Source organism: Flavobacterium ponti, assembly GCF_042652765.1.
Classification (GTDB): Bacteria; Bacteroidota; Bacteroidia; order Flavobacteriales; family Flavobacteriaceae; genus Flavobacterium; species Flavobacterium ponti.
In genome coordinates this window covers 286,655-299,137 of sequence record NZ_JBHSGW010000025.1, presented here as the reverse complement: position 1 = coordinate 299,137, position 12,483 = coordinate 286,655, and the positions used below count along the sequence as shown (strand labels likewise).

The window sequence follows — 12,483 nt, the reverse complement described above, 5'->3', positions numbered from 1 at the left end:
TCTTTTTCTTACTATATCAAAAGCCCTAATTTTTTAGGGCTTTTGTTTTTTTAAATGTATTTTTGCAAAAAAAATAAACAATGAGTTTACGTTATAGAATGGCATTTTACCTGTTTGGCTTAATGGTCGGAATTATATTTGTATATTTCTTTATGACCAAAAAAGCTGAAGCTAGTGGTGTAACATTTTGTTATTTACCAAATTGTCGAGTTTTAAAAGATATTCGTTCAAAACCTCTTAAAATTGATGATGAAGCTAACAAGAAATTTGACGAAAAATGGGTTACTTTAGAGGATATAAAAATGAGTTTAGAACATGGTGATGTAGATTTTTCTAAAAGTAACAAACCTTTTGAAAATGGGAAGTTATATGTCATTGAAGGAAAAACTGCTGCAAATCAAGATATTATAATTGAGATGGTTAATTATAATGATAAAGTAGTTTTAAAAGATATTCAAAAAGAATAAATTTTATTAAAAAACACTTGTAAATAGCAAATTCTAGTGTATATTTGCACTCGCAATGCAGAACAAGTATTGCAAAATTGAAATAGGGCGATTAGCTCAGCTGGTTCAGAGCACCTCGTTTACACCGAGGGGGTCGGGGGTTCGAACCCCTCATCGCCCACACATTTAAAAACAAATGGTCACAAAAGCCGATAAATCTTAAGATTTATCGGCTTTTTGCTTTGGGATATATACCAAATTATTCATTCAATCTTAATGCGAAAGGGACAAAATCGAGACCCTAAAAATTTCTACAATTTTGGGTCTCGCTAAATGCTCTTAAGCACTGTAAACACTGTACTAACAACCAGTTTAATACTGGTTCAAAAAGTGTACATCTTGTTTGCTAAAAGTTTAAAAATTAAATTGAATACTAATTAAAAGGTCACCACCATGAAAGCAAAAATCACTGTGCACATTTATGCAAAAACTTCAAAAGTTAACAAAAACGGTCAATTGCCAATTTATTTCAGGCTAACTGTAAACGGAGAACGTTTTGAATTCAGCACCAAAAAATTCATTGAAAAATCTAAATGGTCCTCGGAACAATCAAAAATGAAGGGCAACTCAGATGAAGCTAGGTCATTAAATAATTATCTAGATTTAATCAAATCAAAGGTTTTTGACATTCAGATGGAATTACTTCACAAGAACGAAGAACTATCAATAGAAAATTTTAAATCAAGACTGACCGGAACACATGAACGTGAGCGAATGATCATTCCAATTTATCAAAGCCATAATGATAAAATTAAAGATTTGATTGGAAACGGTTATGCTTATGGAACTCTAGAACGATTTAAAATTTCTTTAAAGCATCTTCAAGAGTTTATCCTTTGGAAATACAACGTGAGTGATATAAGCATCAATAAAATTGACTATGCTTTTGTAACGGAATTCGAATTCTATTTGAGAAGCATAAAAAAATGTAATAACAATACAGCTGTTAAATATGTTAGAAACTTCAGAAAAATAATCAAGATATGTCTTGATAATGATGGTTGGATAAAGACCCAACTACTCGATATGAAGGCAAAATGAAAGAAGTAGAAAGAGACTTTTTAACCGAAGAGGAATTATTGAAAATCTATAATAAGAAAATTTCATCTGAAAGACTACAATTAGTTAGAGATATTTTCATTTTCTCATGCTACACAGGTTTAGCCTACGTTGATGTGAAAGGATTGAAAAAAGACCATATTGGTATCGGAATAGACGGCGAAAAATGGATTTTCAAAAACCGTCAAAAAACAGAAACAAAATCTAAAATTCCAATTCTTCCAATAGCTGAAGAAATTATTGAAAAATACAGCAATCACCCAAAGTGTTTGAATGAAAATAGTATTCTGCCAATTCTAACAAACCAAAAAATGAATGCCTATTTAAAGGAAATTGGAGATTTATGCGATATTCCAAAAGAGATAACCTTTCACATGGCCAGACATACGTTTGCTACTTCTGTTACATTGACTAATGGTGTTCCTATTGAAACCGTTAGCAAAATGCTAGGCCATAAAAATCTCCATACTACCCAACACTACGCAAAAGTATTAGATAGAAAAGTTAGTGAGGATATGAAGGTTTTGAAGGATAAATTTTCAATATATAATAATTCATCAAATAAGAAATCAAGTTAGAACTTGGTTTCTTATAAATGATTGTCAATTTTGGTTAAAGTATATTATAATTTTGGTAATACTTTTCTATGCATTAAATTATTCACTTTAAGTCCTCAGATTGATTATGTTATTGGTATTTTTATATTCTTAAATAAAATAATAAACAACCTAGTCATCAATTAAAAGAATGCCTAAATTCAATAGGACTAACCCCACTTTTACTTTTAAATAATCGGCTAAAGCTTTGAGGATGCTCAAATCCTAATTGATAGGCAATTTCAGCAACAGATAAATTTGTTGTAGATAATATTTCTTTTGCTTTTTCAACGAGTCTGTTGTGAATATGTTGTTGAGCGTTTTGTCCGGTAAGACTTCGTAACATATCACTCAAATAACTAGGCGAAATATTGAGGTTGTCAGCTAGCCATTGTACTGTTGGAATTCCTTCTATTACTGATTTATCCTCATTAAAGTAATCATCTAAAATTTCTTCCAACTTTATTAATACATCATTATTTACCGACTTTCGGGTTATAAATTGACGCTTGTAAAAGCGATTACAGTAATTCAATAGTAATTCAACTTGAGCCACCATCACATCTTGACTAAAATCATCTATCCTACTATTTAATTCATCATCAATACTATTGAAAAGAGCTAAAATTGTTTCCTTTTCCTTATCGGATAAGTGTAGTGCTTCATTGGCAGTATAAGAGAAAAAACCATATTCCTTAATTTTCTTTGCTAAAGGATATGACAAAAGAAAATCGGGATGAATTAACAGTAAACTACCACTTGTATGATGATTACTTGGACTCTCAAAAATTTGATTAGGTGAGGTAAATACAAGACCACCTTCTCCAAAGTCATAATATTTTTGTCCGTATTTTGCCTGACCGCAAATTCCTGTTTTATATGAAATCTTGTAAAAATTCATAACCATTGATTTTGGAAAATCATTTGGTAGTTTTTGAAGTTGTTGAATATCAACAAAACTAATCATCGGGTGTAAGGGCTTTTCAAGCCCAAACACTAGATGAAAGTCTGTTAATGACTCAAATTTATAAAGCGAATTTTCTTCTTTTTTCATTTCCCAAATTTACAAAATTTACTTCTTTTTTACCATGGACATTCTCCTGTTTCTGGATTGTGTTCTTCACTGATAAACTTACCTGTTGGACCATCATCACCAATCATTGCATATTTTGAGATACGAGTACCTGCCTCTTGTACAGTTCCAGTTCCTCTATGTCCATTGAAATCAGTCGCTACAAATCCAGGACAAACAGCATTTACTTTAAATGGAGTATCTCGCAATTCATAAGCCAAATTGATGGTGTACATATTCAAAGCAGCTTTTGATGCAGGATAAACTGCTGCTTTGTGAGTATAGTATTTCCAAGAAGGATCGCAATGTAATGTAAGTGAGCAGCCACTTGAAGATACATTTACAATTCTGGGCTGTTCCGATTTTTTCAATAAATCAATAAATGCTTGAGTTACTCTTGCTACACCATATACATTAGTATCAAATACTTGTTTGAATTGGTCAATGCTAGCTTCTAATGCTGCTTGTGGCCAACCTCCATTAATACCTGCATTATTGATAAGTACATCTAAAACTTCCGTCTTTTTGCCAATTTCAATTCTAGCTAATTTTACTGATTCGTCATTAGTAACATCTAGTTGAATGACTTCAACATGTGTTAGACCTTCTGCTTTCAGTTTTTCCACTGCTTTCAGCCCATTTTCTAAATTACGACTTCCTAAATAAACGTAATAGCCATTTTGCAATAGTTGCCTTGTTGTTTCGTAGCCAATACTTTTGTTGGCACCTGTTATTAATACTTTCTTCATCTGTACTGTTTTAATTATTATATGCCAAAGCAAACTCTTTAGCAAACTCTGTGAATTTTACTTTTCCAAAAATGGGTTTGTTGCGATAAAAGTCTTCAAATAGTGAACCATTTCGTTGACTTGCCTGCATCTCTACCATACCTTTGGCTATTGTTGGATTTACACCCATAGATAACATTCCTTCAAGCATTTCTTCGTCTGAAATTTGAATCCATTTTAAATTAGGATTACCAATAGCTTTACCTAAAATTTTTACTAATTCATTTGGTGATACTTCATCACTAGCTATATAACGAACATTTCTTCCCTCAAAAGGTAATTCCATTTCCTCTGCAATGACTTCAGCAATATCTAACGGTGATACCCATGGTTCTTTTTTGTCTCCACCATAATTAGAAATAATGGCTCCTTTTTCTTTTATCGACTGCATCGATCGATACAAATTCGTATAGAAGCCTGTTGGACGCATAAACTTAATGGCAACCTCATCTGGTAATTCTTTCAGAATATTCTCTACATCATGATGAGCTGAAAGCGACCCATAGCCAGTAGCACTATGAGCACCCACACTACTTAAATGCACAATTTTTTTTACACCCGAAGCTATTATCGCTTTTTTATAATTGTTGCCAATAAGATGAAATCCTGCTAAGAAGTCAACGTTTTTGTCAAAAATATTGCCAATACCTTCCCAAGCTTCCATTAGGTAAACGATATCTGCACCGCTGAAAGTTTTAGTTAAAAAATCGATATCTTTCATAGAACCAATAGCCGCTTTTGCACCTAAAGCTTCTATATTTTTTTGTCTGTCTGCTTTACTTGAAATTACGGTCACCTTATGACCTTTTTGCACCAAAATTGGAGTAAGTGATTTTCCTATGTTCCCTAAAGAACCTGTAAGTACTATGTTCATAATTCTGTTTTTATTTGTTGAAGCAAAGTTCAGCTAGAAGTTAAAAACAGATGTAACTGAATTGGGGAAATAGATAACTGAAATGAAGATTCATTCCGTTAGCTCAAGATAGAAAAATAAAAGCCTTTGTTTTTATTCAAAGGCTTTCGATTCAAGAAATACGATTAGTCAATCACTATGCTTTCAATACCTTTTTGCAAGGCAGTATCTTGTATCAAAGGCACATGAAGTCCTTCTGCCCTAAACACAGTAACATCAGTCATTCCTAAAAAGCCTAAAAAAGATTGCAAATAAGGTGCTACAAAATCATGGGCTTTTCCCTGTTCATCGGTATATACACCTCCAGAACTCATAGCTACATACACCTTTTTACCCAATACAAAACCAGTAGGAAAACCTTCTTCTGTATAACCAAACGTAATTCCACGACGTGTAATGTGATCAATCCAAGATTTTAATGAACTGTGAATTGTACGATTTATAAGTGGTGCACCAATTACAATAATATCAGCATCTAATAGCTGTTTCACTAACTTATCAGACAAGGCAAGCTTTTGTTTTATTTCATCTGTTTGATGTTCAGCATGTGTAAACATCGCATTTAACGTTTCCGGAGATAAGTGAGGTATATTGCTTTCCACCAAATCCAATTGTTCTACTGTACTATTAGGATATTTTTCTTGAATTTTATCAACAATAGCATTTCCTAACTTTCTACTGTATGATTGTTCACCCATGATACTAGAGTTGAGTTGCAATATGCGTTTTGAAGTCATTTTTACATTTTTAAAATTACTAGACAAAAGTAAATACTAGAACTATACAATTGTTAGTAGTTACCCAAAGGAAAGCGGTTACTTTTAGGAAAGTTATTACCTTTGTCTACATGAAAATTACAGAAGAAAAAACACTTCCTACCAAAGAAGAATGCTCAGGGTCACTCAAAAATGTTTTTGATGCTATGTTTGTTTTAAATGGTAAATGGAAATTGCCAATAGTACTTTGCTTGATGCATTCGTCTAAGCGGTTTAATGAACTTCAGAAGGAAATCAAAGGGATATCTCCAAAAGTATTAGCTAATGAATTGAAGGATTTAGAATTAAATTTTCTCATTAAACGAAACGTATATCCAACCACTCCAGTAAGTATTATTTATGAAGCAACCGAGTACAGTCATTCACTAAAAAATGTTTTGACTGAATTAAGTGCTTGGGGCGAAAATCACAGAAATAAAGTAAAAGGAAAAATTATGTAGGCATTTTTGAATTGGCATTTTGTTTAAACCCACCGGCCCATTCTGACATGTGATCCAAAACAGGTTTTAAAGTCAATCCTTCTTCCGTTAAACTATATTCAACAGTAATGGGAACCGTATTAAAAGTCTGACGGTTTACAATGCCAAGAGCTTCTAAATCTTTTAATTCCTTGATTAGCATTTTGGGAGAAATTCCCAATACGTCTCTTTCTAATTCTTTAAATCGTTTTTTGCCAAAATACAGACTTGTGAGTATATAAAGTTTCCACTTTCCACCCAAAACTTGCAATGCAAACTGCAAATCAGATAAATCAAACACACAATCTTCATTATTTTCCATTTATTTTTCGCTTTTATGGTACGTTAATAAAAACACTAACCTTTTGTTAACTAATATACTTAGTTGTAACTACTTGCAAAAGTATAGTATTGCAATTACATTTGCAATTCAAATTAAAAAAAAATCTAAAATGGCTAAAAGAATTCTAATCATTAATGGTCATCCAAATAAAGACACTTTAAACTTTGGACTTGCAGCTGCGTATAAAAAAGGAGCTTTAGAAAGTAATGCGGAAGTAGAAGAATTAATAATTCATGAATTAAAGTTTAATCCTAACCTAGAATTTGGTTATTTAAAAAGAACCGAATTGGAGCCAGATTTATTAAATGCATGGGAAAAAATCAAATGGGCAGACCATTTGGTTTGGGTTCATCCTGTTTGGTGGGCAGGAATGCCTGCAATTCTAAAAGGTTTTATAGATCGTCTTTTTTTACCTGGCATGGCATTTAAACCTAGAGAAAATTCTGTTTGGTGGGATAAGTTGCTTAAAGGTAAAACGGCTCGTATCATCACAACGCTTGACGCTCCAACTTGGTATTATTGGCTTGTATTAGGGAAACCAAGTATCAATCAACTTAAAAAAGCAACTTTAGAATATTGTGGAATCAAACCAGTGAAAGTTACTTATTTTGATTCTGTAAAAAAATCGACTCCTGAATTAAGAAAAAAGTGGTTAGACAAAGTGGAAGCATTAGGGCGAAAAAACAAATAAAGCAGAATAAAAATAAAAGTATATGAAACAGAGTAATAATACAGTACTAATTACTGGTGGTGGCACAGGAATTGGCTTGGCTATGGCAACTACTTTTTTAAAAGAAGGTAATGAAGTTATTATTTGTGGAAGAACAAAGACAACACTTGATGAAGCAAAAAAACAGTTTCCCAGACTGAAAACTATTGTAGCAGACATTGCTACTACAGAAGGACGAGAAAATTTAAAATCTGAGATTGCCAATCGTTTCCCTAAACTGAATATCTTAGTCAATAATGCAGGAATTTATAGTATTACCGACATTTTTGATACAAATTACATTCCTACTTTAGAAAAAGAATTAACAACAAATTTGGTTGCACCTATAGCTTTAATTCAGCAATTAATGCCAATTTTAGAAAAGAATAGCAATGCAACTATTGTAAACGTAACTACAGGATATGTGTTTATTCCATCCGCACAATCATCGTCCTATAGTGCGAGTAAAAGTGGTTTGAGAGCCATTACACAAGGGCTACGATTCAATCTTCGTCATACACCCATTCGTGTAGTGGAAGTTATACCACCTGCTGTGGATACTCAAATGAATAAAGGAAAAGAAATATCTTTGATGAGTACTGAGCTTTTTGCCAAAAAGGTGTTTGAAGGATTGGTAAAAAATCAGGACGAAATTGTAATTGGAGTCTCAAAACTAGGTAAACTTTTATCTCGATTAGCACCTAAATTTGGATTCAATAAAATGAATACAGATGAAGAAAAGCAAAACAAATACTCTAAACTTTAATAAACAATTCAAATAAACAAAATGAAAAGACAATTCATACTTTTTCTGAATGCAATAGGAGAAGCTGTAATTGTAATTTCTATAGTTAATGCTATAAGTCTTGTAATTGAGTTACTTAAAACAAATGAAATTATTTATGATTTTACTTTTAAAAGTGGGTATCTAGCAATAAATCAAAAAACTATAGGAATACATTTAGCTTCCAATTTAATAGCGTTAGCGATTTTGAGTGTTTATATCTTTTTTAATGAAAAAATAAAAATGAACTATTATAAATATTCCTAATATAGAAACTATTGATTTGGTTAAAATCAATAATGAATGCTACCTAAATACTTATTAATAAAAATGCTCATTTAGAAATGAGCATTTTTTAATTTATCAATATGCTATAAAATTTACATCACTTTGAATTCAAAAATAACCCTTCTGCTTTCAAATCTAAATGAACAGATTAGCTTCATCGATTTAGAAATTGATGACACAATTCATAAATGCGAAAAAGCAATTGAAATAATTCTCATTTCTAATAATACTTTAAAAAAAATTATAACCAAAAATAATTTTAAATCAGAACAAGAAGAAATTCTTTTTTTCAAAGAAATCAAACCCCAGTTCACTTCAAAGCTTATTTATTATAACATGATATATAAGATTGAAATGAAAAAGCCAAATGGCGGTCATCGCATACTTAAAAAATATTATAACAATGAATTAATAAAACTAAAAGCCTTTTTTGACAACGAGTTAGAATTTTACAAGTATTATCGTTCAGGCAGTATATACCTTGATTATAAGTATTTTTTAAGAGGAAAATTTGATATAAAAATGTCTTTAGATAGTTATTATTTTGAAACAGACAGAAATTTTTCCACTTCACATGATTTCAAAGTAGCTAAAATATTGGCAAATGACCTAATTCAATTGTATTTAGAAAACCAGTTATTAATAATAGATAATAAAGATACTTCCGAAAAATCACAACACAAACCGAACATAAAAATGACATGGACAGGTTCAAAAGTAGCACTCATTGAGTTAATGTATGCGTTACATTCAGAAGGTGTTTTCAATAATGGAGCATCAGATTTAAAAGATATTGCAGAATATTTCGAGCATATTTTTGAAATAGATTTAGGGCAATACCGTCGAGCATTCCTTGAAATTAGAGCACGTAAAAGCGAAAGAACAAAATTCATTACTGCTTTAAATGATACGCTAACCAAAAGAATGGACAATTCAGATGAGGTCATTTAACTAAAAATCGTTCACAACATGAACCCCGTTGTGAAAGAAAATAAATCAAACTCCACAAATTTGTACCATAACAATCTAAAACATACGTTATGGCAATTGAAACCGACAGGTTCGCGAACTCCGCTAACAACAATAGAATGTATCGTGAGCAAATTATCACACGCGAAGACTTAAACGAATTCAGAAGTCTTCTTTTGAATGATATAAAAGAAATCATTCAATCCAAACCACAACAAACAAAACAGTGGCTAAAATCCAATGAAGTCCGTAAACTGTTAAACATCTCACCAGGTACTTTACAAAACCTCCGCATCAACGGAACTCTAACCTATACCAAAGTTGGAGGCATCATGTATTATGACAATTCTGATATTGATAAGTTATTAAATGGAAACAAGGTAAATGCTTTGCCTACGCTTTTCAAATAGTAAGCTAATTGTCAGTTCGAGTGTTTTTCTAAAATGCGACAGCTTTTTAGAAAAATGTATCGAGAACCTTGTAAACCATAATTTTCAAATCTTAATTCAACATGAACTATATCAAACACCTTACCGGTTTCTTCGAAAAAGTAGCCATTGATAAAACGCTAAATCCAACACACGTTAGTTTATATATTGCTTTATTTCAATTTTGGAACTGCAACCGCTTTAAAAATCCAATAAGTATCAATCGAGATGAGGTAATGCGAATAAGCAAAATCAGTTCCAAAGCAACCTATCACAAATGCCTGAAGAACTTGCATAGTTTGGGTTATATCAACTACGAACCATCATACAATCCATTCAAAGGAAGCCACGTCATTTTATTCAACTTTTCAGAAGATTTAAAACCAGCACCAAAATCCGAAAGAAAACCAAAAATGAACCACTTATTAAACCTGTTTCAGAACAAGCTTTAAACAAGTCTTGTACTAGTAGTGAGACAGGCACTGAACAAGCAGTAGTACCTTCTATAAACTATATAAACAATACAAACATTTTAAACGAAAAAAACGTTTCAAACTTGGAAAATCACACAAAAAATTTTGAAGAAAGAAATAAATAATTCTTCAGATAAGATTGTCACATCGAGCGAAGTCGAGATGCTAGAGAAAGAAAAAAAGTTGCGCGAAAAAAGAAAAAGAAGAATTTATTGTCAATTCGAGCGCAGTCGAGAAGCCAACAATCGGAGAAGTTAAAACCTATTTCCAAGAAAACAACTTTCCAGAACAAGAAGCTCAAAAATTTTACAATTACTTTAAAAGTGTCGGTTGGTTAGTCGGTGGCAAAATCCCAATGGTCGATTGGCAAGCAGCAGCACAAAATTGGATATTAAACAGCATTAATTTTAAAGACAACACCACTAATTCACCACCTAATCGTGCAAAACACCTCAACACAGCAACCGACAAAGACTATTCAGAACCGCTATAGCATTCTTGTCATGCTGAACTTGTTTCAGCATCTCATCCTTCGCGAACCTAGCTTTGTCACACTGAGCCTGTCGAATTGCTTTATGCCTTTGCAGTTAATATTCACACAATCTTGTCATCCTGACGAAGGAAGGAACTCACAAAAGACTAAACTATTCCCTTATCCCTTATCCCTTAAAGTCAAACTATGCAAAACGAAATAAAATCCAACTACAGCTACACCGAAGTAATCAATTGGCTCGAAGCTAAAGGCATTGAACTATACGGCAATCATTTCAAAATTCAAGAAACAGATTACCTAATCGTTTACAAACTCATTGCCTACTTCCTTAGAGACGAACCAACATGCTTTCAATACAATATCAACCTCAACAAAGGATTACTACTCTCTGGACCAATAGGCTGCGGAAAAACATCACTAATGAACCTAATGAAATACCTAACAGCAACCGAACACAAATTCTATGTAAAACCATGTCGTGACATCAGCTTTGAATTCATCCAAGACGGCTACCAAATAATCCACAAATACAGCAATGGGAAACTCTACCAATCAGAACCAAGAACCTATTGCTTTGACGATTTAGGAACAGAAAACAATCTAAAGTACTTCGGTAACGAATGCAATGTAATGGCAGAAATTCTATTAAGCCGATACGATCTATTCATTTCAAAAAAACTTCAAACCCACATAACCACAAACCTATCAGCCACAGAAATAGAAAAACATTACGGCAATCGAGTTCGCTCAAGACTAAGAGAATTATGCAATTTAATAGCATTCGACAATGTCGCTAAAGACAAACGTAAATAAATTGCATAATCACGAACACAAAAAAAAACAATAAAAAAGCGTGAGTAAATGGTCAATTTAATTGCATATGATAAATCAACACCCGATAAACGATAATAACATTATACCGTCAGTTCGAGTGTTTTTTGTGCAATGAAATGGAACAAAAAATGTATCGAGAACCTTTCAAATAAACGAATAGCCAAATGAACACAATAACCAACTTCTGGAACCACTTCCAACAAAACAACTTCGTCTTCCTTCTTCTAACAGAAGTTCCAAAAGAAGAACTAAAAACCCATTTCGACAAATTAATCGAAATACTCCATCAATACAACAAAAACCTGGACATCATCATCAAAAACAAAACAAACAGGGCAGAATTAATCATCACCTCAAACGGAAACCCTTACCTATTCAAAGAAGTAGAATTACTAGTCCATCATGCACCAGTTGTAGAGCGTTGGAAAATAACCGCATTCCTTCAACCCGAAACCAACCTTACCAAATACGAAAACGGAACTGACAAACCACTAGAATATTACGGCATCACTTTACGAATAAGTGAAATGTATTTCATCCCATTAGAGAACCCAAACAAACCAACCGATCTAGGAATAAAAGTGTTGCTCAAAAACTACATCGTCCACAAAGACAACCCAAGACTTCGAGAAGCAGTCTACGTTCACATTGAGCATCTAATCGGTGAAAAATCCTTTGCTAATGATATTGCTTTTATTGAGATTGGACAATTAGAAGGAGATAATGAAAACCAAATTGAATTGTATGATTTAAAATCCTATATCGACATCGTAATAAAAAGTTAATTTTTGGCAATAAACCCAATTTACTGCCAAAGCTTAACTAATATTCTATTTGCAAAACGCTACACATTATGTAATAAATCGCAAATGAGATATAAAAATGATATTTCGTAGTAAAATAATCAGGTTTATCCTGACAATGCTACTATAAAGAATAAATTTAAAACAAATGATACAACCTATAATTATATTTTGTATCATTGTAGTCAGGT

General features: G+C 32.3%; 18 protein-coding genes and 1 tRNA gene. 14 read left to right on the top strand and 5 right to left on the bottom strand.

Annotated elements, in window-relative coordinates; translation table 11 throughout:
• Window positions 1-80 precede the first annotated feature (80 nt).
• The 4 genes from ACFO3U_RS09730 to ACFO3U_RS09715 all read left to right on the top strand — a co-directional run bounded on the left by ACFO3U_RS09730 (window position 81) and on the right by ACFO3U_RS09715 (window position 2,143).
• Window positions 81-467 carry a DUF4258 domain-containing protein gene (locus tag ACFO3U_RS09730; protein ID WP_379741312.1) on the top strand — a complete coding sequence of 129 codons (387 nt, stop codon included), beginning with the start codon at window positions 81-83 and terminating at the stop codon, window positions 465-467.
• 85 nt (window positions 468-552) lie between these two features.
• A tRNA-Val gene (locus ACFO3U_RS09725) sits at window positions 553-627 on the top strand.
• Window positions 628-899: 272 nt separating this feature from the next.
• Window positions 900-1,547, top strand: coding sequence for a phage integrase SAM-like domain and Arm DNA-binding domain-containing protein (locus tag ACFO3U_RS09720; protein WP_379741309.1), 648 nt, complete (start codon window positions 900-902; stop codon window positions 1,545-1,547).
• Entirely contained in the window at window positions 1,544-2,143 is a 600-nt protein-coding gene (locus ACFO3U_RS09715; RefSeq protein WP_379741306.1) for a site-specific integrase, read from the top strand. The genes ACFO3U_RS09720 and ACFO3U_RS09715 overlap by 4 nt, the downstream gene beginning before the upstream one ends.
• Before the next feature lie 157 nt (window positions 2,144-2,300).
• Here the strand turns inward: ACFO3U_RS09715 and ACFO3U_RS09710 are convergent, their stop codons facing one another.
• The 4 genes from ACFO3U_RS09710 to ACFO3U_RS09695 all read right to left on the bottom strand — a co-directional run bounded on the left by ACFO3U_RS09710 (window position 2,301) and on the right by ACFO3U_RS09695 (window position 5,671).
• The gene (locus tag ACFO3U_RS09710) at window positions 2,301-3,215 is read right to left on the bottom strand and encodes a helix-turn-helix domain-containing protein (RefSeq protein ID WP_379741303.1); all 915 of its coding nucleotides are present in this window, start codon (window positions 3,213-3,215) and stop codon (window positions 2,301-2,303) included.
• Window positions 3,216-3,244: 29 nt separating this feature from the next.
• On the bottom strand, window positions 3,245-3,982 hold the full coding sequence (locus ACFO3U_RS09705) for an SDR family oxidoreductase (RefSeq protein WP_379741300.1): 738 nt from the start codon (window positions 3,980-3,982) through the stop codon (window positions 3,245-3,247).
• Between the two features lie 10 nt (window positions 3,983-3,992).
• A complete protein-coding gene (locus ACFO3U_RS09700; RefSeq protein ID WP_379741297.1) occupies window positions 3,993-4,895 on the bottom strand; it encodes an NmrA family NAD(P)-binding protein in 903 nt (300 codons plus the stop codon).
• Window positions 4,896-5,059: 164 nt separating this feature from the next.
• On the bottom strand, window positions 5,060-5,671 hold the full coding sequence (locus ACFO3U_RS09695; protein WP_379741294.1) for an FMN-dependent NADH-azoreductase: 612 nt from the start codon (window positions 5,669-5,671) through the stop codon (window positions 5,060-5,062).
• Window positions 5,672-5,781: 110 nt separating this feature from the next.
• Between ACFO3U_RS09695 and ACFO3U_RS09690 the strand changes: the two genes are divergently transcribed.
• A complete protein-coding gene (locus ACFO3U_RS09690) occupies window positions 5,782-6,150 on the top strand; it encodes a winged helix-turn-helix transcriptional regulator (protein WP_379741291.1) in 369 nt (122 codons plus the stop codon).
• On the opposite strand, the gene ACFO3U_RS09685 is transcribed toward ACFO3U_RS09690, so the two are convergent.
• The gene (locus ACFO3U_RS09685; RefSeq protein ID WP_379741288.1) at window positions 6,143-6,490 is read right to left on the bottom strand and encodes a winged helix-turn-helix transcriptional regulator; all 348 of its coding nucleotides are present in this window, start codon (window positions 6,488-6,490) and stop codon (window positions 6,143-6,145) included. The two genes, ACFO3U_RS09690 and ACFO3U_RS09685, sit on opposite strands and share 8 nt — an antisense overlap.
• Window positions 6,491-6,620: 130 nt before the next feature.
• On the opposite strand from ACFO3U_RS09685, the gene ACFO3U_RS09680 reads away from it, so the two are divergent.
• From ACFO3U_RS09680 to ACFO3U_RS09640, 9 genes are all read left to right on the top strand, one after another.
• Window positions 6,621-7,202 carry an NAD(P)H-dependent oxidoreductase gene (locus tag ACFO3U_RS09680; protein ID WP_379741285.1) on the top strand — a complete coding sequence of 194 codons (582 nt, stop codon included), beginning with the start codon at window positions 6,621-6,623 and terminating at the stop codon, window positions 7,200-7,202.
• A 22-nt stretch (window positions 7,203-7,224) separates the two neighbouring features.
• Window positions 7,225-7,986, top strand: a complete 762-nt coding sequence (locus ACFO3U_RS09675; protein WP_379741282.1) for an SDR family NAD(P)-dependent oxidoreductase — start codon at window positions 7,225-7,227, stop codon at window positions 7,984-7,986.
• Window positions 7,987-8,007: 21 nt separating this feature from the next.
• A complete protein-coding gene (locus tag ACFO3U_RS09670; protein ID WP_379741279.1) occupies window positions 8,008-8,271 on the top strand; it encodes a hypothetical protein in 264 nt (87 codons plus the stop codon).
• Window positions 8,272-8,394: 123 nt separating this feature from the next.
• Window positions 8,395-9,243 (top strand): RteC domain-containing protein, encoded by an 849-nt coding sequence (locus tag ACFO3U_RS09665; RefSeq protein WP_379741276.1) that lies wholly within the window; start codon window positions 8,395-8,397, stop codon window positions 9,241-9,243.
• An 89-nt stretch (window positions 9,244-9,332) separates the two neighbouring features.
• The gene (locus ACFO3U_RS09660) at window positions 9,333-9,671 is read left to right on the top strand and encodes a helix-turn-helix domain-containing protein (protein ID WP_379741273.1); all 339 of its coding nucleotides are present in this window, start codon (window positions 9,333-9,335) and stop codon (window positions 9,669-9,671) included.
• A 101-nt stretch (window positions 9,672-9,772) separates the two neighbouring features.
• On the top strand, window positions 9,773-10,141 hold the full coding sequence (locus ACFO3U_RS09655) for a hypothetical protein (RefSeq protein ID WP_379741270.1): 369 nt from the start codon (window positions 9,773-9,775) through the stop codon (window positions 10,139-10,141).
• Window positions 10,142-10,517: 376 nt separating this feature from the next.
• Window positions 10,518-10,655, top strand: coding sequence for a hypothetical protein (locus ACFO3U_RS09650; RefSeq protein ID WP_379741267.1), 138 nt, complete (start codon window positions 10,518-10,520; stop codon window positions 10,653-10,655).
• A gap of 429 nt (window positions 10,656-11,084) precedes the next feature.
• Window positions 11,085-11,468 carry a P-loop NTPase family protein gene (locus ACFO3U_RS09645; RefSeq protein WP_379741263.1) on the top strand — a complete coding sequence of 128 codons (384 nt, stop codon included), beginning with the start codon at window positions 11,085-11,087 and terminating at the stop codon, window positions 11,466-11,468.
• Between the two features lie 185 nt (window positions 11,469-11,653).
• A complete protein-coding gene (locus ACFO3U_RS09640) occupies window positions 11,654-12,274 on the top strand; it encodes a hypothetical protein (RefSeq protein ID WP_379741260.1) in 621 nt (206 codons plus the stop codon).
• Window positions 12,275-12,483 lie beyond the last annotated feature (209 nt).